We start from the raw sequence: 25243 nt of genomic DNA, 5'->3' as shown, positions 1-25243 counted from the left end.
TTATAACTGTTACCCATGTATCCGGTCTAAAGTGTTACCCATGTTTCCGGTTCATACCGAAGCGCCACCGGGCAATAAGTGCTTATGCTTCTTCGACGGGCGGGATCGCCGGCGCCGGTTTCACTTCCGCTGGCTGACTGCGGTTTTCCAGCTCGGTCAGACGCTGTTCAAGCAGCGCCAGCTTTTCGCGGGTACGCAGCAGAACCTGCGTCTGCACGTCAAACTCTTCACGGCTCACCAGATCAAGACGCGTCAGCTGCGACTGCAGTACCTGGCGGATTTTCTTCTCGACGTCATCGCCAAACTCACGAATGCCTTTCGGCATGGATTCATGAACCTGACGGGCAATTTGTTCAATTTTTTTCGGGTCAATCATGGTCGTTTCCCTTGATCGGAAGGTGTTAGCGAACATTGTAGCGCGTAACCCATAGACATAAACCAGAATTGTTTGATGCTTATGCATTGCCCAGCATAATCAATAGCGTTATAGTTATCTCGCTTATTCTCAGGGCGGGGCGAAATTCCCCACCGGCGGTAAATCAGCCTTGCGCTGAAAGCCCGCGAGCGCTTTGGGTGAAAACTCAAAGGTCAGCAGATCTGGTGTAATTCCAGAGCCGACGGTTAGAGTCCGGATGGGAGAGAGTAACGATCCAGCCGGGCGAGGCCCGCTCACGTTATTTTTTTGCCGCTTACGCGGTGCTCCTAAGACTGCCCTGATTCTGGTAACCATAATTTTAATGAGGTTTTTTTACCATGAATCAGACGCTACTTTCCGCTTTTGGCACCTCTACCGATCGTGTAGAGCTTGCACTGACCGCACTCCGTGAACATCGCGGTGTGATGGTTCTCGATGACGAAGACCGTGAAAACGAAGGCGATATGATTTTCGCCGCAGAAACCATGACCGTTGAGCAGATGGCGCTGACCATCCGTCACGGCAGTGGCATCGTGTGTCTTTGTCTGACCGACGAACGTCGTAAACAGCTCGATCTGCCGATGATGGTCGAAAACAACACCAGCGCATTCGGCACCGGTTTTACCGTGACCATCGAAGCCGCGCACGGTGTGACCACCGGCGTTTCTGCCGCTGACCGTCTGACGACCGTTCGTGCCGCTACCGCTGACAACGCAAAACCTTCAGACCTGAACCGTCCTGGCCACGTCTTCCCGCTGCGCGCGCAGCCGGGCGGCGTGTTGACTCGCGGCGGCCACACTGAAGCGACCATCGATCTGGTGACGCTGGCAGGCTTTAAATCTGCGGGTGTACTCTGTGAACTGACCAACGACGATGGCACCATGGCACGCGCGCCGGAGTGCATCGAGTTTGCGAAGAAACACAATATGGCTGTGGTGACGATCGAAGACCTGGTGGCCTACCGCCAGGCGCACGAACGCAAAGCCAGCTAAATAAAAAACGCCGGGTTATCCCGGCGTTTTTTTATCCAATGCCCGCAGTTTGTAGCAGCACCAGACTCAATCCCATCACTGACATTCCGCACAGCACGCCGTAACTGGGGTTGTTGTTAGGATCGATCTCCTTCGCCAGCGGCATCAGCTCGTCAACCGACAGCGCGACCATGATCCCCGCTACCGCCGCCATAATCGCCGCCATCACTACCGGGGAGATCATGCTGCCGAGAATCAGCCACGCCAGCACGCCGCCTAAAATTTCCGCCAGACCCGAAATCCCGGCCCAGAACACCGCCGTGCGTTTTGAGCCCGTTGCTGCATAAACCGGTCCAGCCACCGCCAGTCCTTCAGGAATATTGTGCAACGCTACGGCCAGCGCAATGCCAAAGCCCAGCTCGAGGTTATTGCTCGCCGTCACGTAGGTGGCGACGCCCTCGGGGAAGTTGTGCAGGCTGATGCCGAGGGTGAGCAAAATGGCCGTGCGTTTGATATTTCCGTGCGACGGTTTGACGCTTTTTTGCATCAAATCCTGCGGATGCGCGTGGGGCAGCATGCGGTCGAGACCGAAATAGCCCAGCAGACCCACGACGAACATGCCGTAGCCGAGCACCGGCGACATTCCCTCGGTGCCGAGCGCCGCGGGCAGCATCTCCATCAGGGAGATCAGCAGCATGATCCCGGCGGCAAAGCCGAGAGAAAATGCCAGTACGCGGTTCGAAGGCTTTTGCCCGAGCACGCCAAGAATCGCACCAATGAAGGTGGCGGCACCCGCAAGTATCGTCAGAATCAAGGGTACTGACATGAATCGCTCCTTATGATAATGATTCTCATTAATGCTAATGATTAATCTGCTGCAAAGCGAGAGGGGACTCCCGGCTTTACAGTTTCCTTACATTCAAATTTACTGAAGATCTCCATCATGCTTATCTGAGTTCATGTTGTGCAGATAGCGGGTAATGTAGTGACATTAAACAGACACCCTATGTAAGGATATCACCATGACTTCTTCTCGTATGCCAGCACTGTTTTTGGGCCACGGTAGCCCGATGAACGTCCTGGAAGATAACGTCTATACCCGCGCCTGGCGTCATCTCGGCGAGACGTTGCCTCGTCCGAAGGCGATCGTGGTGGTCTCTGCGCACTGGTTTACCCGCGGCACCGGCGTCACGGCCATGGAAGCACCGAAAACCATTCATGATTTTGGCGGCTTCCCGCAGGCGCTGTACGACACGCACTACCCGGCACCGGGCTCGCCAGCGCTGGCACAGCAGTTGGTCGATCTGCTGGCCCCGGTTCCTGTGACGCTGGATAAAGAGGCCTGGGGCTTCGACCACGGCTCCTGGGGCGTGCTGATCAAAATGTACCCGGATGCTGACATCCCGATGGTGCAGCTGAGTATCGACAGCAACAAACCGGCGGCGTGGCACCTGGAGATGGGCCGCAAGCTAGCGAAACTGCGCGACGAAGGCATCATGCTGGTGGCGAGCGGCAACGTGGTCCACAACCTGCGCACGGCGCGCTGGCACGGTGAAAACACGCCGTATCCGTGGGCGACGTCGTTCAATGATTTTGTCAAAGCGAATCTGACCTGGCAGGGCCCGGCGGAAGACCATCCGCTGGTGAACTATCTGGATCATGAGGGCGGTTCGCTCTCGAACCCAACGGAGGAGCACTTCCTGCCGCTGCTGTACGTCCTCGGTGCGTGGGACGGCAGTGAACCCGTTACCGTACCGGTGGACGGCATTGAGATGGGAAGTCTGAGTATGCTTTCCGTGCAGGTGGGCTAAAAGAAAGCCCGGTGGCGCTGCGCTTACCGGACCTACAAAGGCAGATCGTAGGCCGGGTAAGGCGAAGCCGCCACCCGGCACAAACACTCACTCCACAAAAATATGCGGATAGAAGCGTGACAGATCCTGAGTGATCAGCGCGCGATCTTCGCGAATGCCAATCCCGGCTGGCTGATCGTTGATGAGCCAACTGCCAATCAGCACATAGCTGTCGCCAAATTTCGGCAGGGGATAGAACTCCTGCACGATCATCCCTTCTTCGCCGTACGGCCCTTCGGCCGCTTCCAGGGTTTTGCCGTTTTCAATAATCGAAACGTTGGCCCCTTCGCGGGAGAAGATCGGCTTGATGACGTACTTATCCATCGGCGGATAGTCGTCTTCGGCGAAATACGCGGGCAGCAGGTTCGGATGGTTCGGGAACATCTCCCACAGCATCGGCAGCAGCGCTTTGTTGGAGATAATGCTCTTCCAGGCCGGTTCCAGCCAGCGCACGCCCGCGTCTTCAAGCTTGGTGGAGAACACTTCGCGCAGCATGTATTCCCACGGATAGAGTTTGAACAGGTTGCTGATCACCTGGTCCTGGGTATCCGTAAACTGGCCGCGCTCGCCTAAACCGATGTCTTCGATGTACAGGAATTCCGTCGCCACTTCCGCTTCGGCGGCGCAATCTTGCAGATATTGCACGGTACCGCGATCTTCCACGGTATCGCGGCAGCAGGCCAGATGCAGGTAATTAAACCCGTGCTGCTCGCGCAGCTCTGCGAAGCGCTCGATCAGCTTCTCCTGCAGGGAGTTGAACTGGTCGCTGCCTTCCGGCAGGTTGCCCGCAGCAATCTGATCTTCAAGCCAAATCCACTGGAAGAACGCCGCTTCGTACAGCGAGGTCGGCGTATCAGCGTTGTTTTCCAGCATCTTAGGATCGCCCACGCCGTCCCACGCCAGATCGAGGCGCGAGTAGAGGGAAGGCTGGTTAGTCTGCCAGGCGTGACGCACAAAACCCCAGGTGTGTTTAGGGATGCGGAATTTGGTCATCAGCTCATCGCTGGCAACCACCTTTTCCACCACCTTCAGGCACATCTGGTGCAGCTCGGCGGTCACCTCTTCCAGTTTTTCGACCTGGGCGAGGGTGAGCTTGTAGTAGGCATCTTCACACCAGTAGGGTTCGCCGTACATGGTGTGGAAGTTAAAACCGTATTCAGTCGCTTTTTCGCGCCAGTCCGGGCGCTCGACAATACTGACTCGTTCCATGGTCAGCCGCCCATTGAGCGAGAAGTGGAGCCTGTCGCGCTACGCTGCATAGTGGACTGTTTCGCCACGGATTCGCCAAAGCCACCGCGCGTTACGGTGCTGGTGGTCGCAGGTTTAGGTGCCATAGCGGATTTCGGAACGGTCGCGGTACGGCCAGGCGTTGCCGCACCGTAGTTTTTGCCGCTCGCATCGGTGTACTTACCGTACGCCGGGCTGGACGGATTTTTGGAGCTGAACAGCGGCTGCTGCTGGCCCATACCGCCGCCCATCATACGACCCATCATGTAACCCGCCATCAGCGGCATCCAGAAGCTGCCGCTGGACTGAGCCTGCGCCTGGTTTTCTGGCGCCATACCGGCCTGAGCCGGTGCCTGCTGGCACTGACCTTCACCGAACTCGGCGATACAGTCTTCACGGGTGGCATATTTCGGCGCGGTACGTTCCGCTTCTTTCAGGGCGTTGTTATAGGCAGTGGTACATTCTGCGCTTTTACCGGTGGCTGACGAGCAGTCATCGGCATTCTGATACATCGATACCGTTTCATCGGATTGCTCACAGCCTGCCAGCATAAAGACGGCGGTGAACGCCAGGGCGACAGGGGTGAGGTGGCGCGCGTTCCAGTTTTTGCGGAACGAAGCGTGATTAATCGTTTTTGTCCGTTTCATTTTGTCTTCCAGGACCCAGAGGTGAACACACAGTAAATAAGGCTCAGGATAGAGGATGAGTGGTCGAAAATGAAGCGCAGAGGGGGATTCGGGGGGATCTTTACGTTGGCTTACGTTTGGATGTGATTTCGCCCCAGCTGGCGCTCTGCTTAACCGGCCTACACGACGGTAGGCCCGATAAGCGAAGCGCCATCGGGCAAAACTTAATGGCTACGGAACGGGTTGTTGCTGTTGCTACCGGTCGTGGTGGTGCGAGCGGCGGCTGGCTGTGCAGCAGGGGCGGTGCTATTGGCGTTGTAGCCATCAGCATTAGCGTCCTGCTGTGGGTTTTCTGGTGCCACGCTTTCAGGCGTGGTGGAAACCGGTTTGCCCAGCGTGCTGTTCAGCATCTGCAGGTCCTGCTCGTTCAACGTACCCAGCGCTGATTTGATATTCAGCTGGTTGATCAGGTAGTTGTAACGTGCGCTGGAGAGCTGTTGCTTCGCGTTATACAGCGTGGTGGTCGCGTCTAACACGTCAACGATGGTACGAGTACCGACGGAGTAACCCGCTTCCATCGCATCGAGGGAGCTTTGCGCAGACACAACGGCCTGTTTGTACGCGTTGATGCTGCTGATGGAGGCGTTCACGTTGTTAAAGGAAGAACGTACAGTCTGCACGACGTTGCGGTGCGCGCTTTCAAGCTGCTCGCTCGCGCCAACAAAGTTGTACTGAGCCTGTTTGACCTGAGAGTTCACCATGCCGCCCTGGTACAGAGGCAGAGAGAAGTTCAGGCCGATCTTATTCTGCCCCATGTTGCTGTCATCGTACTGGGTCGAATTATTGGTTTTTGAACCGCTGTAGCTGGTGTCAGAAACGCCCGTCGATGCGGTCAGGCCCACGGTAGGCAGATGGCCATCCTGCGCCTGGCGGATTTGCTCGCGCGCCAGATCCTGGCTCAGACGAGCCTGCAGCAGTGCCAGGTTACGGTTTTCAGCTTCTTTCAACAGGGCGTTAACGGCCTGCGGCTTGTCCGTCTTGAAATTGTCGACGTTCAGGGACGCCAGCTCAGGGTAGTAATTGCCGGTCACCTGACGCAGAGATTCGAGTGCGTTGTCCAGGTTGTTACGGGCAGTCACTTCGTTCGCCAGCACGCTGTCGTACTGTGAACGGGCGTTCTGCACGTCAGTGATCGCCACCAGACCCACGTTGAAGCGCTGGGTGGTTTGATCTAACTGACGGTAAATCGCCTGTTTCTGCGCTTCGGTATAGGAGAGCGAATCGATCGCGCTCAACACATTGAAATACGCGGTGGCGGTGTTCAGGATCAGCGTTTGCTGATCGGTCTGATAGGTCACGTCCTGGATACCGGCGCTTTTTTCCTGCAGGGAGAGCGCGCGCCATTTGGACATATCAAACAAGGTCTGCGTTAATTGCAGGGACGCGCTGGTGACGTTGGAGTTCACGCCGTTCGCATCGCGGAAGCCATTGTTGTAGGTATAATCTGCGCCTAAACCCAATTGCGGCAGCAGCGGGCTACGTGCTTCATTAATCTTTTCGAACGCAGCATCACGGTCGGCGGCTGACTTACGCAGCTCAGGGTTGCCCAGACGTGCTTGCTGATAAACCTGTAACAGGTTTTCTGCCTGGCTCATCGCGCTGAAGCCCGTCAGGCTCAGGCCGATAAGGATGGGGAGCAATTTCTTCATTTGCATTCCTTGTTGTGAAGCAGTATTAGCGCTGATCTAATTAAAAATAATTGCCGATTCTAACAGAATCATCCACACCAAAAGGTTGGCGTTACGTGCCATCTGGCGGTAATTTGCACCAATCTATCATATAGCCTTTGAAACGGCAGCCAAACAGCTTGAAATTCATGATTTCAACACAATTGTGACCAGGATACCGCCATGCAGAAACCAGATAAGTTGCCAGTGACTTTCACCAAAAACGATGTAGAAATTATTGCACGGGAAAAGCTTTATAGCGGTTTTTTTTCACTGGAACTTTACCGTTTCAGGCATCGGCTGTTTAACGGTGAAATGAGTGGCGAAGTCCGCCGCGAAATTTTTGAGCGCGGGCATGCCGCAGTGTTGCTACCCTTTGACCCAGTGCGTGACGAAGTGGTATTGATTGAGCAGATTCGAATTGCCGCCCTGGATACCAGCGAAAGCCCGTGGCTGCTGGAGATCGTCGCCGGGATGATCGAAGAGGGCGAAACGCCGGAAGACGTCGCCCGCCGCGAGGCACAGGAAGAAGCAGGGCTGATTGTGGGCCGAACCAAACCGGTGCTGAGCTACCTGGCAAGCCCGGGTGGAGCTACCGAGCGCTCTTCGATTCTGGTGGGTGAAGTGGACGCCACGACCGCGCAAGGTATTCACGGTCTGGCAGATGAAAACGAAGATATTCGTGTTCATGTGGTGAGTCGGGAGCAGGCTTATCAATGGGTCAATGAGGGGAAAATCGACAACGCAGCCTCTGTCATCGCTTTGCAATGGCTCCAGCTGCATTATCAAGACTTACGAAAAGAGTGGAAAAAATGAAGCGTTATACACCTGACTTCCCAGAAATGATGCGTCTGTGCGAGACCAACTTCGCACAATTACGTCGCCTGTTGCCGCGCACCGACGCGGCCGGTGAAACGGTGAGCTATCAGGTGAGCAACGCGCAATATCGCTTAACGATTGTGGAATCCACTCGCTACACTACGCTTGTCGAGATCAAACAGACGGCTCCCTCGGTGAGCTACTGGAGCCTGCCGTCGATGACCGTCAGGCTTTATCACGACGCGATGGTGGCTGAAGTGTGTTCAAGTCAGCAGATCTTTCGCTTCAAAGCGCGATATGATTATCCTAATAAAAAGTTGCATCAACGCGACGAAAAGCATCAAATTAACCAGTTTTTAGCTGACTGGCTAAGATATTGTTTAGCACATGGAGCAATGGCGATTCCGGTTTGTTAGCGTCATAAACCTACCTAAGGACACCATTTGGAAAGCCTGTTGAACCTGACTGTTGCTGGTGGGGCGCCAGTCAGGATATTACAAATTACTGATACTCACCTGTTCGCCGAAAAGCATGAAACGCTGCTGGGGGTCAACACCTGGGAGAGTTATCAGGCTGTACTTGATGCCATTCGTACCGAAAACCGCGACTGCGATTTAATCGTCGCGACCGGCGATTTGGCACAGGATCAAAGCGCCGCGGCCTATCAGCATTTTGCTACCGGGATCGCGAGCTTCAGCGTGCCTTGCGTCTGGTTACCGGGCAATCACGACTTCCAGCCTGCCATGTACAGTGCGTTGCAGGAAGCGGGGATCTCCCCGGCCAAGCGCGTGTTCGTGGGCGATCACTGGCAAATCCTGCTGCTCGACACCCAGGTGTTCGGCGTGCCGCACGGTGAGTTGAGTGATTTCCAGCTCGAGTGGCTTGAGAACAAGCTCATTGATGTGCCAGATCGCCACACTCTGCTGTTGCTGCACCATCACCCGCTTCCGGCGGGATGCAGCTGGCTCGATCAGCACAGTCTGCGCAACTCTGCCGCGCTGGATCGCGTGCTCTCGAAATATCCTCATGTGAATAATCTGCTGTGCGGACACATTCACCAGGAACAAGATCTCGACTGGAATGGCCGCCGTCTGCTGGCGACCCCGTCAACCTGCGTACAGTTTAAACCCCACTGCGCCAACTTTACTTTAGATACCATTGCGCCGGGATGGCGCTGGCTGGACCTCCATGCGGATGGCCGGCTGACCACGGAAGTTTGTCGTCTGGAAGGCGCGCAGTTCCGCCCGGACACCGCTTCAGAAGGATACTGATGTCTACGCTCCTCTACCTGCACGGGTTTAATAGCTCCCCGCGTTCTGCGAAGGCGACCCAGTTTCGCCAGTGGCTTAGCGAGCATCATCCGCACATCGAGATGATCGTCCCGCAGCTGCCGCCCTACCCGGCGGACGCCGCCGAAATGCTCGAGTCCATCGTGATGGAACACGGCGGAGAATCCTTCGGCGTCGTCGGCTCGTCGCTGGGCGGTTATTACGCCACCTGGCTGTCGCAATGCTTCATGCTGCCTGCGGTCGTGGTTAACCCGGCGGTACGCCCGTTTGAGCTGCTGACGGACTTTCTCGGCCACAACGAGAACCCCTACACGGGGCAGCAATATGTGCTAGAGTCACGCCATATTTACGACCTCAAAGTGATGCAAATAGACCCGCTGGACGCGCCAGATCTCCTCTGGCTGCTGCAACAGACGGGTGATGAAGTGCTGGATTACCGCCAGGCGGTGGCGTATTACGCGTCTTGCCGCCAGACTGTAGAAGAAGGCGGAAACCATGCTTTCACGGGCTTTGAGAATCATTTCACCCAGATTGTCGATTTTCTTGGGCTGCACAGCCTCTGACAACCAATGCGAATTGCTAGCTAAATCATGACGCAAACCTATAACGCTGATGCCATTGAGGTACTCACCGGGCTTGAGCCGGTTCGCCGCCGCCCTGGGATGTACACCGATACCACGCGCCCAAACCACCTGGGCCAGGAAGTAATTGATAACAGCGTCGATGAAGCACTGGCAGGCCATGCCAAACGCATCGACGTGATCCTGCACGCCGACCAGTCGCTCGAAGTGATCGACGACGGGCGCGGTATGCCGGTCGATATTCACCCGGAAGAGGGTGTCCCGGCCGTTGAACTGATCCTTTGCCGTCTGCACGCGGGCGGTAAGTTCTCCAATAAAAACTACCAGTTCTCCGGCGGCCTGCACGGCGTGGGGATCTCCGTGGTTAACGCCCTGTCTAAGCGCGTGGAAGTGACCGTGCGCCGCGACGGCCAGGTCTACAACATCGCCTTTGAAAACGGCGACAAAGTTCAGGAACTGCAGGTCATCGGCACCTGCGGCAAACGCAATACCGGCACCAGCGTCCACTTCTGGCCCGACGAAAGCTTCTTCGACAGCCCGCGTTTTTCCGTCTCGCGCTTAACGCACATTCTGAAAGCGAAAGCGGTGCTGTGCCCTGGCGTGGAAATCACCTTCAAAGACGAAGTGAACGGCAGCGAGCAGCGCTGGTGTTATCAGGATGGTCTGAACGACTATCTGGGCGAGGCGATTAACGGCCTGCCGACGCTGCCGGAAAAACCGTTCCTCGGTAACTTCTCCGGCGATACGGAAGCGGTCGACTGGGCGCTGCTGTGGCTGCCGGAAGGCGGTGAACTGCTGACGGAAAGCTACGTCAACCTGATCCCAACCATGCAGGGCGGTACGCACGTCAACGGTCTGCGTCAGGGTCTGCTGGATGCGATGCGTGAATTCTGCGAATACCGCAACATTCTGCCGCGCGGCGTGAAGCTCTCGGCGGAAGATATCTGGGATCGCTGCGCGTATGTGCTGTCGGTCAAAATGCAGGATCCGCAGTTTGCCGGGCAGACCAAAGAGCGTCTCTCCTCGCGTCAGTGCGCGGCCTTCGTTTCCGGCGTGGTAAAAGACGCCTTCAGCCTGTGGCTGAACCAGAACATTCAGACCGCCGAAATGCTGGCGGAAATGGCGATCTCCAGCGCCCAGCGCCGTATGCGTGCGGCGAAGAAAGTGGTGCGTAAAAAGCTGACCAGCGGTCCGGCCCTGCCGGGCAAACTGGCCGACTGTACCGCGCAGGATCTGAATCGCACCGAACTGTTCCTCGTGGAAGGTGACTCGGCGGGCGGCTCTGCCAAACAGGCGCGCGACCGTGAATTCCAGGCGATCATGCCGCTGAAGGGTAAGATCCTGAACACCTGGGAAGTCTCTTCTGATGAAGTGCTGGCCTCGCAGGAGGTGCATGACATCTCGGTGGCGATCGGCATCGATCCAGACAGCGACGACCTGAGCCAGCTGCGCTACGGCAAGATCTGTATCCTCGCGGATGCGGACTCCGATGGTCTGCACATCGCCACGCTGCTGTGCGCGCTGTTCGTGAAACACTTCCGTACGCTGGTGAAGAACGGTCACGTCCACGTCGCACTGCCGCCGTTGTACCGTATCGATCTCGGCAAAGAGGTCTATTACGCCCTGACGGAAGAAGAGAAAGCGGGCGTGCTGGAGCAGCTGAAACGCAAGAAAGGCAAACCAAACGTCCAGCGCTTTAAAGGGCTGGGTGAGATGAACCCGATGCAGCTGCGTGAAACCACGCTGGACCCGAACACCCGCCGTCTGGTGCAGCTAGTGATCAGCGACGAAGACGAACAGCAGACCAACGCCATGATGGACATGCTGTTAGCCAAGAAACGTTCCGAAGATCGACGCAACTGGTTGCAGGAAAAAGGCGATCTGGCGGATATCGAAGGTTGATGCGAAAAAGCCCGGTGGCGCTACGCTTACCGGGCCTACGATCGATCCCCTCGCCCCTTTGGGGAGAGGGTTAGGGTGAGGGGAAACCCCGCACCAATCAAAAATCCATCTTCACCGTAAACTGCACTTCGCGCGGATCGCCAATCTGGTTGCCCAGGTTATTGGTGCCAATCGACGACGTGTAGTAGGTCTTATCAAACAGGTTTTTCACGTTCAGCTGCAGCGTCACCGGATACTGTAACTTCAGCTTGTACGCCGCAAAGGCGTCAGCCACAAAATAGCCCGGCAGATAGTAATCCGCACCGTTGGTCGCAGAGCGACGGCTCACGCCATGCCCGCCGCCGCCGAGCGTCAGGGTATTCCCGCCGATCGCGTTTTGAATATCGTAAGTCAGGAACAGAGAACCCGTATGACGCGGCACGTTCGGCAGCGGTTTGCCCGCGTAGTCCGGATCCTCCAGCACCTTCGCGTCCGTGTAGCCATAGCTGGCGATCACGTTGGTGTTCTCGGTCAAACGGCCCGCCAGATCCACTTCCACGCCCTGAGAACGCACGCGACCGGCGGTTTTCGCCACCGTCTCATCTCCCACGCTCTCCGTGTAGAGCACGTTGCGCTTATGAATATCAAATAGCGCGATATTAGCGGTAATCCCGTCGAACAGGTCAAACTTGGCGCCCACTTCGTAGGCATTCGACGTTTCCGGCGGCAGGTTGCCAATGTAGCTGGCAATAGACGACTGCGGCATAAACGTCTGCGAGTAGTTGGCGAACAACGACACCTGCGGCGTCAGCTTGTAGACCAGGCCCGCTTTCGGCGTCCACTGGTCGTCGCGGCTGTCGGTGTTGACGTTAAACGGACGGCCTTTCCCCGCGTACTGAGTGTAAGACTGATAGCGCAGGCCGGTGACCGCAATCCATTTATCCGTCAGATAGAGCGCATCCTGCACGTAGGCGGAGTAGCTCTCCTGCTTGATGGTCTGGTCGCTGTCGGAGGCCGACACGGTCGTACATTTACCCAGATTGCCATAAGACGGATTGTAGATATTGAAATCTTTCACGTTCTTACAGCGGATCATGTCCGTGCGCAGCAGATCGTAATTCTCGTACGACACCCCGGTCAGGATCTCATTGTAAAACCCGGCAATATCCACGTTGCCCTGCAGATCCGCGCGGGTTGAGTGCATGCGCTGGGTCGAACCCTGGGTGGCGTCCACGCGGCGGGTCAGGTTGCCGGTGGCGGAGTCATAGGCCATCACGCGCGCCTGATTATCCGTGTATTTATCCTGGCTAAAGCTGTAGTCGAATTTCGCGGTCCATTGGCTGTTGAGACGGTATTCGGCGTTCAGCTGGGCCAGATCGGACTCCCCGTCGGTAATGTTGAAGGGTTCGTCAAAGCGCGTTTTGCGATCCACATTCACCGGCTGTTTGGTCGTCAGATCGAAGATCGTCCCGCGATCGAACGGGGTCTGATAATCGCGGTGGGAATAGAGCACCGTGACGGTCGCGTCGTCGCCAAACCAGGTCAGGGACGGCGCGATAAAGGTGCTGCGCTCTTTGCCGAAATTGCGCCAGTAATCCTCTTTCTGATATTCCCCCGTCAGGCGATAGGCAAGACGCGTGCCTTCAATCGGACCGGTCACGTCGAGCTGTCCGGTGCCGCCGCCAAAGCTGGTGGAGGTCGCCGAGATCGAGCCGCCAAACTGCTGCTCCGGACGCTTTGTCACCACGTTGATCAGCCCGCCGGGATCGAGAATGCCATACAGCGTCGACGCCGGGCCTTTCAGCACTTCGACGCGCTCCGTCGAGGCGTTAAAGCTGCGCGGCAGCACGGTGCGCAGGCCGTTGGTCATGATCGACCCGTCACGGTTGGCGCCAAAACCGCGGCGCACGAACGCATCCTGCGTGCCGCCGAGGGTGTTGGTTTGCACCACGTTGCTGACGTTATACAGCGCTTCGTCGAGCGTGGTGGCGTGCTGATCTTCCAGCACCTTGTCGCTCACGGTATTCACCACCTGCGGGATATCCAGCATCGGCATGTTGGTGAGCGTGGCGGTGGAGGTGTTCAGCGGCTGATAGCCGTTGGTGGCATCCGTTTTCGCAGACGTATCGGCGGTGACGGTCAGGGTTTCGCCGTCTTTCGCGGTGGCGCTGTCGGCCGCCTGTGCGAAGGGGGCGAGGAACAGCAGTGAAAAGAGCGCGCGCCCTTTAATCCCAGAGAATGAAGGTGTGAACTTAGCCATTAAATCTGTTTTCCCGAAATACCCGCGAAGGGTCGCGGATGAAGATGGTGTGTCATTGCCCGTAAAGCGCTACCCGTTTGCCTGTCCGGTATCGGGTATGTAATTGAGAATCATTCAAGCATGCGGGAATGTAGTAGTAAATGGAAAAAAGCAAAATTCGGCTACAGTCAAAAATCGTCGGATTTGCGATAGCCATGAAACTCTTAATGCTATGAAAATATGGAATTAATTAAGTGATTCCTTAAAGCGATACAGCCCATTAATCCCTGGTTTTTTTAGGGTGTTTATCCCCTTGACTACTACATGGCGCAGCGGCAAACTCACAAAAGAGAATGAGATTTATTTTTATTTATTGGTTATTTGATTAAGTTGGCGTACACGTGGCTCATAACGCGACAAAGCAGGGGCTGGTTCTTGAAAACCTCTCTGCTGGCTATCAGAAAAACATCATCGTCGATGATATTTCCCTCACTATTCCCTCTGAAAAAATGACCGTGCTGGTCGGGGCGAACGGCTGCGGGAAATCGACGCTCCTCAGCACCATGGCGCGCCTGCTGCAGCCGATGGGCGGCACAGTCTTGCTGGACGGCAAAGCGATCCACGACCAGCCGACCAAAGCGGTCTCGCGCGAGCTGGGCATTTTGCCGCAATCGCCGCTGCTGCCAGAAGGGCTGACGGTGTTTGAGCTGGTGTCGCGCGGGCGTTTTCCGTGGCAGAACTTTATGCGCCAGTGGACCGACGCCGACGAGCTGGCGGTCGAAGAGGCGCTCCGTCTGACGGGCACCCAGGCTTTCGCGCATCTGCCCGTCGAGAGTCTCTCCGGCGGTCAGCGTCAGCGCTGCTGGATCGCGATGGCGCTGGCCCAGCAAACGCCCACCATTCTGCTGGACGAACCCACGACCTTCCTCGATCTGCGCTATCAGGTGGAGATCCTCGAACTGCTGCACGATCTCACCCGTCATCACGGGCGTACCGTCGTGGTGGTGCTCCACGATCTCAATTTTGCGGTGAACTACGGCGATACGCTGGTGTTCTTACGCGAAGGCAAGGTGGAGGGCGTGCTGCACGAGGGCGACGTCTGCACGCCTACACTTATCAAAACCGTGTTCGATGTCGACGTGCAAATGTCCATCAACCCGATGACCGGCAAACCCTTCTTTATCCCGTTTCGCCGCAGCGGCGTAACAGCATGATGCGCACGAGTCTGGCTTCCGTCGTATTTTTGGCGCTGCTGCTGATGGGCGCCATTGTCCATCTCGGCCTCGGCGCGCGCTTTATCGCTCCGCAGGCCGTGGTGCAGGCGTTTCTGGCGTTTGATCCGCGCAACTTCGACCACAACGTGATCATCAATCTGCGCCTGCTGCGTCTGGCGGCAGCGCTGACCACCGGTGCCGCGCTCGGCGTGGCGGGCGTGCTGCTGCAGGCGGTGATCCGCAATTCTCTCGGCGAACCGCATATTCTCGGCTTAAACGCTGGCGCCGCGCTGGCCGTGGTCATCACCAGCGCCCTCGGGCTGGCGCTCCCGGTAGGGCGTCCGCTGATTGCGGCGGCGGGGGCGGCGATCCTGTTTCTGCTGGTGCTCACCCTGTCGTCTGCCGGACGCACCGGCCTGACGCCGATGAAAGTGACCCTCTGCGGTGTGGCGCTGTCGGCGTTTGCGTCGTCGATTACTGCGGCGGTGCTGATCCTCGATGAACAAACCCTGCTGGCGATGCGCACCTGGCTGGCGGGCGATCTGGCGGGCTTAAGCTGGGCAACGACGCAAAACGCCGCCTGGGTTACGGCGGTGGGACTGGCGCTTGCCGTGTGGATTTCGCCTTCCCTGAACATGCTGGCGCTGGGCGATCGCATGGCGCAGGGGCTAGGCGTCTCGCTCGTGCGCATGCGGATACTTGCCCTGATCGCCATTGCGTTGCTGTGCGGCGCAGCGGTGTCGATTGCCGGGCCGATTGGCTTTATCGGGCTCGTCGTCCCGCAGATTATCCGCCGTCTGGTGTCGGTGGATTTGCGTGTGATGGTCCCGCTCTCGGCCTGCTGCGGCGCGCTGGTGTTACTGCTGGCGGATATCGCGGCCCGCACTCTGTTTACGCCGCACGAACTGGCGACCGGCGTGATGACGGCCCTGGTAGGTGCGCCGGTGTTTATCCTGATGGCCGCGAGGATGTTCCGATGAGCCGGGCCGTGCTGCGCGCTGAGTTGCGCCCGCTGCGTTGGGGCCGGTTTTCAACATTGATTCGCCCCAAGGCCTTGGCCTGGCTGGCAGGACTCATGGCACTGATCGCTGCGCTGCTGGTGCTGGGCTTGACCCACGGCACGCTGCCGATCCCCACGTCCGACGTGGCGCGCGCCCTGTTTTATCCCGAGGTCCTGAGCGCCGACGCGCGTTACATCGTGCAGGAGATCCGTCTGCCGCGCCTGCTGATGGCGCTGCTCTGCGGGGCGATGCTCGGCATGGCCGGGGCGGCGATGCAGTCCATCACTCGCAACGGGCTGGCCGATCCCGGTCTTATCGGGGTGAAAGAGGGCTGTAGCGTGGCGGTGCTGCTGCTGATATTCCAGTTCCCGGCGCTGTCAGTGCTCTGGCGTCCGGTGGTGGGAATGGCGGGCGGCTTGCTGACCGCGCTGCTGGTGGTGCTTCTCGCCCGTGATATCTCCCGTCCGCGTTTCATCCTGATTGGGATTGGCGTCTCCTGGGCCTTCGCCGCCGGGATGGGCGTGTTCATGACCACCGCAGACGTGCGCGACGTGCAGACCGCGCTGCTATGGCTGGCGGGAAGCCTGCATGCTGCAAACTGGACGCTGGTGAGCGTGGCGGCGGGCTGGGCGCTGCCCGCGTTTGCTTTGCTGCTGTTCACGGCCCGTGCGGCGGATGTTGCCCTGCTCGGCAACCACACTGCCACCGGGCTCGGCGTGCGCATCTCGCGTCTGGCGCTGCTGCGCGTGCTGGCCCCGGTGCTGCTGACGGCGGCCTGCGTCTCTTGCGTGGGGAGTATTGGATTTGTTGGTTTGATCGCCCCGCACATGGCGCGTTTTCTGCTGCGCGGCGGCCAGACCACGCTGCTGGTGGGCAGTGCGGCGCTGGGTGCGCTGCTGGTTCTGCTGGCAGACAACATCGGCCGACTGGCGTTTCTGCCGCTGCAACTGCCCGCGGGCATTGTTATCTCGCTGATTGGCGGGCCATTTTTCCTGGTGTTGCTCTGGGCGCGCCGGGACAGGTTTTAAAAGGGGAAGGGTATGCGCGTCATGTTATTGATGCTGCTGCTGGCGGGGTTTTCCGCGAGCGCAGCCGAACCGGTTCAGACGTTTACGGATGATTTGGGGCGCACGGTGACGGTGCCCCTGCACCCGAAACGCATCGTGTCGCTGCACGATCTCGACATCACTATTCCGCTGATCGAACTCGGCGTGCCGCCGGTGGCCAGCCACGGGCGCACGCGTCCGGATGGCAGCCATTTTATTCGCTCCGGCGGGCTGCTGACGGGCGTGGATTTCGACAATTCGTCGATTCAGTTTATCGGCACGGCGGATATTGATATCGAAGCCATCGCCGCCGCCAAACCGGATCTGATCATCACCGAGCCGACCCGCAATACGCCGGTAGCGCAGCTGGAGAAAATCGCGCCGACGGTGAGCATCGATCACCTCGACGGCGGTGCGCCGGAAATCTACCGTAAACTGGCGCAGCTGACCGGAACCCAGGAACGGCTCAAGCTCCTTGAGCGTCGCTATCATGATCAGATCAGCGCGCTAAAAGCGACGATCGAGACGAAGAAAATCAGCGTCTCAGTGATCCAGGCCAATCAGGGCAAAATCACCGTCATGCACAGCTATCACTCCCTGGGCCGCGTGCTGCGTGACGCCGGGTTTACTTTCCCGCCGCTGGTCGAGAGCATTCCCGAGGGCGGGCGCATTGACGTCAGCGCCGAACGCCTGCCGGAACTGGATGCGGATTTCGTGTTTGCCACCTGGCGCGGCGACACGGGCGGTAAACCGCAGGACGAGCTGGCGGCGATGGATGCCGTGATGCCCGGCTGGTGCCAGTTCCTCAACGCCTGCCGCACCGGGCATTACGTGCTGATTTCACGCGAAGAGGCGATCTCCAACTCCTTCGCCTCGCTGGGGTTAATGGCCGCGCAGATCCAGTCACAGATCGCTGGTCGTCCGCTACCGGAGGCGAAATGATCCGAAAAGACAAATCGCGAGTGGACGTGTATGGCGAGCGTTTTCGCGCCCGTGGGCATCAGCTGACGCCACGCCTGCTGCTGGTCGCCAGCTACATCAACGACAACCGTGAAGCGGTGATGGAGCAAACGGCGATGGAGATCGCCGCCACGCTGAAAACCTCCGATGCCACCGTGGTGCGCGCCATTCAGGCGCTGGGCTTTGCCGGACTGCGCGATCTGAAACAGACGCTGGAGCACTGGTTTGGCCCGACGCTGAGTTCCAGCGAGAAGATCACCACCACCGTGAAGGCGCTGACCAGCGACGTTAATTCGAGCATCGATTTTGTTCTGGAGGGGCATCAGCACACCTGCGAAGTGCTGTCTGAACCCGCCAACCGTTACGCCCTGGCGCAGGCGGTGGCGCTGCTGGGCGAGGCGCGCCAGGTGGCGATTTTCGGCATCGGTGCCTCGGGGATTCTGGCGGAATACACCGCCCGACTGTTCAGCCGCATCGGCCTGCCCGCCACGGCGCTAAACCGTACCGGGATTAACCTCGCCGAGCAGCTTATCGACCTCCAGCGCGGGGATGTGCTGGTGATGATGGCGCAAAAATCCGCGCACCGGGAAGGGCAGACCACTCTGCGCGAAGCTCGGCGTTTAGGTATACCGACCATTCTGCTGACCAATGCCGTCGATTCGCGGTTCAGCAAAGAGGCGAGCGTGGTGATCCACGTTCCGCGCGGGAACGAGAAGGGCAAAATCCCGCTGCACGGCACGGTGATGCTGTGTCTGGAGATGATTGTGTTATCCGTGGCTTCCACCGCGCCGCAGCGTACGATCAAGTCCATGAAGCGTATCAACGAGTTTCACCGCGGATTAAAGCCGGGGAAGAAAAGTGCATAAAGCCGACCGGTTTTCGTAGGCCCGCGCAAGCGCAGCGCCGCCGGGCAAAACGCCGGGTGGCGGCTTCGCCTTACCCGGCCTACAAGGTCAATGCAAAACTCGCTCAAGCGCCCGAATGATTCTTCCGATACTGCAGCGGCGTCTCGCCGATCCCCTTCTTAAACGCGCTGATAAAATACGTCACATCCGAAAATCCGACCCGCGCACCGATATCCCGCACGCTCTCGTCACTGTGCAACAGGCACTCACAGGCCTTTCGCAGTCGCAGCGTATTCAGGTAATCGTGAATTTTCTCGCCCGTCTCCGCGTGGAATTTACGCGACACATAGCTGCGGGATTTACCCAGCTCAAGCGCCAGCGCGTCGAGGCTAAATTTGACCTGATAGTTCTCATCCAGCCAGAACATCACCTGGCTGGCGATCCCGTGACTGCTCCCCGGCGCGCCGTCGCTGTCGTCCGGCAGCATGGCAAACAGCCCAATCAGCAGGCTGGCGATGCTTTCGCTGTTCATCGGCGGCTGATAGCAGTTCAGCAGATGATTAATATGGATCTGACTTTGCGCCACGTCGGCCACCCACGCGGGGCCGCCGTGTCGCGACAGTTTTTGTAGCCGCTGCTGCGCCTGCGGAAAATCGCGCAGCACTTTCAGCAGCGCCCGGTGATCGAGATGGATAATGGTGCGGCGATAAATCGCCTCGGCCTGCTCATCCACCATCACTTTATGCAGGGTAAACGGTGGGAAGAAAAACATCCGCCCGGGACGCATGGTGTAGTGACGGTTATCGACAATCGCCACGCCAAATCCCTCTTCGACGTACAGAATTTCCAGACACTGATGCCAGTGATGATAGCGCACGGTATTGGCGAACAGGCGGCTGAACGACACGATGGTGTCGTTGAGGGTGATCAGCTCCAGATGGTCGGATTTTGGCGAATCAAGCATAGTGCAATAAAACTCAACTTTTCCCCGTCTCCTTCTCGTTATAAACCACCTTTTTAAATTTTCTCAACTTCGGGTTTATTCATCTCTCTTCCCTGTGACACGGCTAACATTTCTGAGGGTTATGGATTCACTATTCTTTGCCGCAGATGATTACGAGGACGAGCGTATGTGGGCGGCAAATAAAGAAACATCAAAACCATTGTCTTCCCGTCAGGATGTGGTGGCGGAGCTAAATTCCCTGTTGGGCGCGCTGGATAACCAGTTTGCACCGGGCAGTTCACGTATTTCGCTGGGTGATACCTGCGCGCACTACGCGACGGATATTGCCGAAATGGAAGGGCTGTCGCGCGCCCTGTGGGGCCTGTTCCCGCTGCTGGCGTCTGGTGACAGCACGCCCTATAGCGAGAAATACATCACCGCGATCAAACTGGGCACCGATCCGCAAAGCGCCGGCTACTGGGGCGAAACCGCGCCTTACGATCAGCGTCTGGTGGAGATGGCGGCCTACGGCCTCGGGCTGGCGCTGCTGCAAAACCGGCTCACGGATCTCTTCAGCGAGCGCGAGGTGCAGAACCTGCATGCGTGGCTGAATCAGATAACCGATGCACAAATGCCGGACAGCAACTGGAACTATTTTGCCATTATGGTCCAGCTCGGTTTTAAACGCGCCGGACTGCCGTTTGACCAGTCCGCCATCGATCGCCGCTTTGCGCTGATGGACGCCTACTACCTCGGCGACGGCTGGTATTCCGACGGCGTGGGCCGCCCGAAAGACTATTACATCTCAATGGCGTTCCACTTCTACGGCCTGATCTACGCCACCCTGAGCGGTGACGAGGCGAGGGCGGCGGTGCTGAAAGCCCGCGCGCGCCAGTTTGCTGACGATTTCATTTACCTGTCCGCCGCCGACGGGGCGTCGATCCCCTTTGGGCGCAGCCTGACCTACCGTTTTGCGATGGTCGCTTTCTGGAGCGCGGTGGCATTTTCTGAGCTGGATGTGTTCACGCCTGGCATTGTGAAAGGCGTGATTCTGCGCCATCTGCGTTGGTGGCAGCAGCAGCCGATCCTCGATCGCGACGGTATTCTGACCCTCGGTTTTGCCTACCCCAATCTGGCGATGTGCGAGGACTACAACTCCCCTGGATCGCCGTACTGGGCGCTGAAAACTTACCTGATTCTGGCGCTGAAAGAGGATCATCCGTTCTGGCAGGCAGAGGAACAGCCGTTGCCGAAACGCGCGGAAAAACACCTGATCCCCAACGCGCAGCAGATCCTGATCCACGCCGACAATTCGCAGCACGTCACCCTGCTCACCGCCGGGCAGCTGGAGTTGAATAACTACGTCAACACCGAGGCGAAATACACCAAATTTGCCTACTCCAGCCGCTTTGGTTTCACCATTGAGCGCGGGCGCTACGGCATCAAACACGCCGCCTGCGACTCGATGCTGCTGCTCAGTGATGGCGATAACTACTTCCGCGGTCGTCGCGACTGCGAGGAAGTGCGCGTCGATGAGAATTTCATTTTCTCCCGCTGGTCGCCGTGGCACGACGTGCATATCGATACCTGGCTGGTGCCGTTTGGCGAGTGGCATTTGCGCCTGCATCGCATTGATAGCGCGCGCAAATTGCAAACGGTGGAGGGCGGATTCGCGGTGATCAAGACAGAACATCGCCTGCAGGGGCGCGGGTCTGTTTTGAATGCGGAAAATGGCAGCAGCGTGATTGTCGATCTCTCACCCGTGATGGCCCGCCAGCCCGACAGCATTGTTACGCCCCCGAACAGCAGCGTGATGTTTGCCCAGTGCGCGTCGATTCCTGTGCTCACGACTGAAATCCCGGTCGGAGAGAGCTGGCTCTGCTGCGCCGTCACAGCCTGTGGAGAACAGAAAAACTACGCGGTCACACCGCGGCTACAAATCAACAATAACCAGGTCGTGATCCACGAGCCGGGAAGCGAACGTCAGTTGTCGTTCTTTATATAAACACTCTGGACCCTACAAGTTGGCGAGGATTCTATGAAAATCAGCTCAACGAATAAAACCGAATATTACAAAATCAGTACCTTTATTTTTCTCTACTTCTTTACCTGGTCGGCCAGTATTGGCCTGCTGGCGATCTGGCTCGGCCAAAAGGCGAATCTCAGCGGTTCGGTGATTGGCACCGTATTTGCGGTGAACGGCGTGTTCTCCGTTATTCTGAAACCGATTTATGGCTATATTCTCGATAAAATCGGCATGAGCAAATATCTGCTCTATTTTGTGGTGGCGATGTCGGCGCTGATGGCTCCGTTCTTTATTTATGTCTATCAGCCGTTACTCATGTCCAACACGATGCTGGGGATTATTATCGGCGCGCTCTATTTAAGCTTCGCCTGGTATGCGGGCGTGGCGGCGTGCGAATCCTATTCCGACCGCTTTAGCCGCCTGAACGGCATGGAGTTCGGCCAGATCCGTATGTGGGGATCGCTCGGCTGGGCGGTGGCGTCGTCGTTCTCCGGGCTGCTGTTTAACCTCTCTCCGGCCTACAACTTCATCATGGGCAGCGTGGCGTCGGTCATCATGCTGATTGTCCTGCTGAACCTGAAAGTGAACACTAACTCCGTCCATGCGGGCGAGGTGCTGACCAAAGAGAAAATCGCGCCGTCAGACGTCTACGCGCTGCTGCGTAACCGCAAGTTCTGGGCCTTCTGCCTGTATGTCGCGGGCGTGGCGTGGATGATGTTTATCGCCGAGCAGCAGTTCTCGCGCTACTTCGTCACCTTCTTCGACGACGTACATCAGGGCAACGCGGTATTTGGTTATCTGGGCACCGTGCAGTCGGGGATGGAATTCCTGATGTATATGGTGATCCCGCTGTTCGTGAACTTTATCGGCGCCAAACGCGGATTATTAATCGTCGGATTAGTGGTCGGCGCGCGCCTGATTATTTCCGGGATGTGCGATTCGCACCTGTTAATTTCTATTCTCAAACCGCTATACGGTCTGGAAATCTGTCTCCTGCTGGTATCGGTATTTAAATATATCGCCGAGCATTTCGATAAACGCGTGAACGCCACCATGTATTTATTAGGCTATCAGGCGATGCTGTATGTCGGCAACGTGGTGGTCTCTTCACCGGCCGGATATATGTATGACCGCATCGGCTTCGAGCAGACCTATATCATCATGGGCGCGACGGCGCTGACCTTTACGCTTATTTCTGCCTTTACCTTATCCGCCTGCCAGAGCAAATGGCGCGGCGCGCAGGCAATTAACGTCGCAGAACAACACCCATCACGCTAATTTTTGCTGTCAAAGAAGGAACCGAAATATGTTAAATCGTATCGCAGAGGAACGCCTGTCCGCTATTCCTGCACCCGTTGATGCGCGCGTGTTCAGGGATGAATTAAGTTCGGCGCGGGATCATGTCCTCGAACTGATTAGCCGTCATTTAACGGAGTTCGGTGAAAAATTCCCGGCGGAAACCTGTGAGGAGGGTTTTTATCCCCTGACGGACAACGTCGAGTGGACCACCAGCTTCTGGACCGGACAGCTGTGGCTGGCGTGGGAGATGAGCGGCGAGGAGAAATTCCGCGCGATGGCCGAGAAAAATGTGCGCTCGTTTGGCCTGCGCATCGCCGGGCGAAACGACACTAATACCCACGATTTAGGCTTTCTGTATACCCTGTCGTGCGTGGCGGCCTGGCGTCTGACCGGCAACCGCGAAGCGCGCGGTTTCTCGCTGCTGGCCGCCGAGGCGCTGCTTGAGCGCTTCCATGAGAAGGCGAAAATCATTCAGGCGTGGGGCGATCTTTCTGACCCCGAACAGGCCGGGCGGATGATCATCGACTGCAACATGAACCTGCCGCTGCTCTACTGGGCGACGGAGCAGACCGGCGATCCGCGCTTTGCTGAGGCTGCGATGGCGCACGTGATGCAGGCGGCGACATATCTGATCCGCGAGGATGCCTCGACGTTCCATACCTACTATATGGACGTGAAAACCGGCGCGCCGCGCTATGGCAATACGCAGCAGGGCTATGCGGACGACTCCTGCTGGTCGCGCGGCCAGGCGTGGGGGATTTACGGCTTCCTGCTGAGCTACATCTACACCGGCGATGAGACGATGATCGCCCTGTCGAAGCGGCTGGCGAACTACTTCCTCAATCGACTGCCGGAGGATTACGTCTGCCACTGGGATCTGGCGCTGGTGGGCACCGATGCGCTGCGCGATTCGTCGTCGGCGGCGATTGCGGTGTGCGGTTTGCTGGAGCTGGTGAAGCATCTCCCGGTGACCGATCCGGATCGCGAGCGTTATCTGGAGTGGGCGAAAGGGATGATGTCATCGTTGACCCGTCACTATCTGATGGGCAAAGAGGAGAAGGGCAACGGGCTGCTGAAGCACTCGGTTTACCACCTGGCGAGCAATAAAGGGGTGGATGAGTGTGCGAGCTGGGGGGATTATTTCTACGTTGAGGCGCTGGTGCGGTTTACGCAGAGCTGGAAGTTGTACTGGTAATAAAAAAGCCCGGTGGCGCTGCGCTTACCGGGCCTACGGGTTAGGGTTGGTTTTGTAGGCCGGGTAAACGCAGTGCCACCCGGCAACGTCCACAGAACTTAAACCCCTTGCTCCAGAATACGAATATGCGTTTCCAGAACGTTCCCTTTCACCGCTTCGCTCCACGCTTTCATGTGCTCGGTTTGCAGGTGTGCTTCCAGGTGTGCCACGGTTTCCCACAGTTCAACCATGATGATCGAATCGGGCGCGGTGGTCTGGAAGCTCACGCCGGCGGCGGTGTCGACCATCGGCGCATAGCCGTGGCAGCCTTCTTCTTTCAGCACGGTCGGGATAATCTTCGCAAATTCATCCAGCACCGCCTGACGGTGATGTTGACCTGGACGCGTACGGATTTCAGCAATAACAGTAAGCATAGACATGATTAACTCCTTCTAATTCCAGGCTACCAGTTAAGCAAAAATCTCAGCCAGATGCTTGCGATATTCTGCGATATAGCGCGGCACGTCCGGCATTTTAATCACGTCGTTGACGATAAAGGTCGGGAGTGGCTCCAGCGCCAGGAACTGGTTAGCTTTGTGGAACGGCAGGTAAGCACCGTCTACGCCGACGCCGTGGAAGAACTGATCTTCATCGGTGAACGCATCCAGCGGAGCATTCCAGGTCAGGGAGAGCATGTATTTTTTACCGTGCAGCAGACCGCCAGAACCGTATTTTTTGGACGCGTCGGAGCGGGTGCGGCCATCGCTGGCATACAGAGAACCGTGACCTTCGGTGAAGACATCATCCATGTACTTTTTCACGGTCCACGGCGCGCCCATCCACCAGCCTGGCATCTGCCAGACAATCACGTCGGCCCACAGGAAGTTCTGCACTTCGGCCTGAATGTCGTAATCGCTATCGGCGCGCACGACCTTAACATCATGCCCGGCGTCGCGCAGGAAACCATCCGCGACCTCGGTCAGGGTGTCATTCAGTTGGCCGTTGGAGTGGGCGAATTTTTTCGCACCGTTGATAATCAGAATGTTGCTCATTATTTGTCCTCAGAATGGCGAGTTTGGCAGTCATGTTACCCGTAATAACGGTGCGGAA

24 protein-coding genes and 1 riboswitch are annotated in these 25243 nt (G+C 57.6%); of the genes, 15 read left to right on the top strand and 9 right to left on the bottom strand.

The window, feature by feature from the left end:
• Positions 1–82 precede the first annotated feature (82 nt).
• Entirely contained in the window at positions 83–376 is a 294-nt protein-coding gene (ubiK, locus tag U9O48_RS19135; RefSeq protein WP_285148268.1) for a ubiquinone biosynthesis accessory factor UbiK, read from the bottom strand.
• A 121-nt stretch (positions 377–497) separates the two neighbouring features.
• A riboswitch (FMN riboswitch) is annotated at positions 498–648 on the top strand.
• Between the two features lie 105 nt (positions 649–753).
• On the opposite strand from ubiK, the gene ribB reads away from it, so the two are divergent.
• Entirely contained in the window at positions 754–1407 is a 654-nt protein-coding gene (gene ribB, locus U9O48_RS19130; protein ID WP_095283406.1) for a 3,4-dihydroxy-2-butanone-4-phosphate synthase, read from the top strand.
• Positions 1408–1438: 31 nt separating this feature from the next.
• On the opposite strand, the gene zupT is transcribed toward ribB, so the two are convergent.
• Entirely contained in the window at positions 1439–2212 is a 774-nt protein-coding gene (gene zupT, locus U9O48_RS19125; RefSeq protein WP_100778889.1) for a zinc transporter ZupT, read from the bottom strand.
• 196 nt (positions 2213–2408) lie between these two features.
• On the opposite strand from zupT, the gene ygiD reads away from it, so the two are divergent.
• Entirely contained in the window at positions 2409–3197 is a 789-nt protein-coding gene (ygiD, locus tag U9O48_RS19120) for a 4,5-DOPA dioxygenase extradiol (RefSeq protein WP_285148269.1), read from the top strand.
• 87 nt (positions 3198–3284) lie between these two features.
• On the opposite strand, the gene U9O48_RS19115 is transcribed toward ygiD, so the two are convergent.
• The 3 genes from U9O48_RS19115 to tolC all read right to left on the bottom strand — a co-directional run bounded on the left by U9O48_RS19115 (position 3285) and on the right by tolC (position 6798).
• Complete coding sequence (locus U9O48_RS19115) at positions 3285–4445, bottom strand: glutathionylspermidine synthase family protein (protein WP_103946988.1); 1161 nt, start codon at positions 4443–4445, stop codon at positions 3285–3287.
• 2 nt (positions 4446–4447) lie between these two features.
• Entirely contained in the window at positions 4448–5110 is a 663-nt protein-coding gene (locus U9O48_RS19110; RefSeq protein WP_285143991.1) for a DUF1190 family protein, read from the bottom strand.
• 203 nt (positions 5111–5313) lie between these two features.
• Positions 5314–6798, bottom strand: a complete 1485-nt coding sequence (tolC, locus tag U9O48_RS19105; RefSeq protein WP_282494288.1) for an outer membrane channel protein TolC — start codon at positions 6796–6798, stop codon at positions 5314–5316.
• 201 nt (positions 6799–6999) lie between these two features.
• Between tolC and nudF the strand changes: the two genes are divergently transcribed.
• The 5 genes from nudF to parE are packed head-to-tail and all read left to right on the top strand — an operon-like array spanning position 7000 to position 11407.
• Positions 7000–7632 carry an ADP-ribose diphosphatase gene (nudF, locus tag U9O48_RS19100; protein ID WP_282494289.1) on the top strand — a complete coding sequence of 211 codons (633 nt, stop codon included), beginning with the start codon at positions 7000–7002 and terminating at the stop codon, positions 7630–7632.
• On the top strand, positions 7629–8051 hold the full coding sequence (locus U9O48_RS19095) for a DUF1249 family protein (protein ID WP_102104786.1): 423 nt from the start codon (positions 7629–7631) through the stop codon (positions 8049–8051). Before nudF ends, U9O48_RS19095 begins: the two co-directional genes overlap by 4 nt.
• A 27-nt stretch (positions 8052–8078) precedes the next feature.
• Positions 8079–8906 carry a 3',5'-cyclic-AMP phosphodiesterase gene (gene cpdA / locus U9O48_RS19090; RefSeq protein ID WP_282494291.1) on the top strand — a complete coding sequence of 276 codons (828 nt, stop codon included), beginning with the start codon at positions 8079–8081 and terminating at the stop codon, positions 8904–8906.
• The gene (gene yqiA, locus U9O48_RS19085) at positions 8906–9487 is read left to right on the top strand and encodes an esterase YqiA (protein WP_282494292.1); all 582 of its coding nucleotides are present in this window, start codon (positions 8906–8908) and stop codon (positions 9485–9487) included. The genes cpdA and yqiA overlap by 1 nt, the downstream gene beginning before the upstream one ends.
• A gap of 27 nt (positions 9488–9514) precedes the next feature.
• Positions 9515–11407: a DNA topoisomerase IV subunit B gene (parE, locus tag U9O48_RS19080; RefSeq protein WP_282494293.1), complete on the top strand. Its 1893-nt coding sequence runs from the start codon at positions 9515–9517 to the stop codon at positions 11405–11407.
• A 97-nt stretch (positions 11408–11504) separates the two neighbouring features.
• On the opposite strand, the gene U9O48_RS19075 is transcribed toward parE, so the two are convergent.
• Entirely contained in the window at positions 11505–13646 is a 2142-nt protein-coding gene (locus tag U9O48_RS19075; RefSeq protein WP_285143989.1) for a TonB-dependent siderophore receptor, read from the bottom strand.
• A 380-nt stretch (positions 13647–14026) separates the two neighbouring features.
• Between U9O48_RS19075 and U9O48_RS19070 the strand changes: the two genes are divergently transcribed.
• From U9O48_RS19070 to U9O48_RS19050, 5 genes are read left to right on the top strand one after another with little or no spacing between them, the layout of a single operon-like run.
• The gene (locus U9O48_RS19070) at positions 14027–14839 is read left to right on the top strand and encodes an ABC transporter ATP-binding protein (RefSeq protein WP_285158782.1); all 813 of its coding nucleotides are present in this window, start codon (positions 14027–14029) and stop codon (positions 14837–14839) included.
• Positions 14836–15819, top strand: coding sequence for a FecCD family ABC transporter permease (locus tag U9O48_RS19065; RefSeq protein WP_285148272.1), 984 nt, complete (start codon positions 14836–14838; stop codon positions 15817–15819). Before U9O48_RS19070 ends, U9O48_RS19065 begins: the two co-directional genes overlap by 4 nt.
• A gap of 11 nt (positions 15820–15830) precedes the next feature.
• Entirely contained in the window at positions 15831–16868 is a 1038-nt protein-coding gene (locus U9O48_RS19060) for a FecCD family ABC transporter permease (RefSeq protein WP_285148388.1), read from the top strand.
• A gap of 12 nt (positions 16869–16880) precedes the next feature.
• On the top strand, positions 16881–17828 hold the full coding sequence (locus U9O48_RS19055; protein WP_285148273.1) for an iron-siderophore ABC transporter substrate-binding protein: 948 nt from the start codon (positions 16881–16883) through the stop codon (positions 17826–17828).
• The gene (locus tag U9O48_RS19050) at positions 17825–18712 is read left to right on the top strand and encodes a MurR/RpiR family transcriptional regulator (protein ID WP_285143985.1); all 888 of its coding nucleotides are present in this window, start codon (positions 17825–17827) and stop codon (positions 18710–18712) included. Before U9O48_RS19055 ends, U9O48_RS19050 begins: the two co-directional genes overlap by 4 nt.
• Before the next feature lie 103 nt (positions 18713–18815).
• Here U9O48_RS19050 and U9O48_RS19045 read toward each other — a convergent pair whose 3' ends face one another.
• The gene (locus U9O48_RS19045; protein WP_285148275.1) at positions 18816–19655 is read right to left on the bottom strand and encodes a helix-turn-helix transcriptional regulator; all 840 of its coding nucleotides are present in this window, start codon (positions 19653–19655) and stop codon (positions 18816–18818) included.
• Between the two features lie 166 nt (positions 19656–19821).
• Between U9O48_RS19045 and U9O48_RS19040 the strand changes: the two genes are divergently transcribed.
• From U9O48_RS19040 to U9O48_RS19030, 3 genes are read left to right on the top strand one after another with little or no spacing between them, the layout of a single operon-like run.
• Complete coding sequence (locus U9O48_RS19040) at positions 19822–21639, top strand: DUF2264 domain-containing protein (RefSeq protein WP_324724416.1); 1818 nt, start codon at positions 19822–19824, stop codon at positions 21637–21639.
• Between the two features lie 33 nt (positions 21640–21672).
• Positions 21673–22938 (top strand): oligosaccharide MFS transporter, encoded by a 1266-nt coding sequence (locus U9O48_RS19035; RefSeq protein WP_282494300.1) that lies wholly within the window; start codon positions 21673–21675, stop codon positions 22936–22938.
• A gap of 28 nt (positions 22939–22966) precedes the next feature.
• Entirely contained in the window at positions 22967–24154 is a 1188-nt protein-coding gene (locus tag U9O48_RS19030; protein WP_285143983.1) for a glycoside hydrolase family 88 protein, read from the top strand.
• Between the two features lie 98 nt (positions 24155–24252).
• Here the strand turns inward: U9O48_RS19030 and U9O48_RS19025 are convergent, their stop codons facing one another.
• Both U9O48_RS19025 and U9O48_RS19020 read right to left on the bottom strand, forming a co-directional pair.
• A complete protein-coding gene (locus U9O48_RS19025; RefSeq protein ID WP_285144002.1) occupies positions 24253–24567 on the bottom strand; it encodes a putative quinol monooxygenase in 315 nt (104 codons plus the stop codon).
• 36 nt (positions 24568–24603) lie between these two features.
• Complete coding sequence (locus tag U9O48_RS19020) at positions 24604–25185, bottom strand: NAD(P)H-dependent oxidoreductase (RefSeq protein WP_103948117.1); 582 nt, start codon at positions 25183–25185, stop codon at positions 24604–24606.
• Positions 25186–25243: the final 58 nt, after the last annotated feature.

The organism is Lelliottia sp. JS-SCA-14 (assembly GCF_035593345.1).
In the GTDB taxonomy this organism is placed as follows: Bacteria; Pseudomonadota; Gammaproteobacteria; order Enterobacterales; family Enterobacteriaceae; genus Enterobacter; species Enterobacter wanjuensis.
This window is presented reverse-complemented; position numbering and strand designations above follow the sequence as displayed.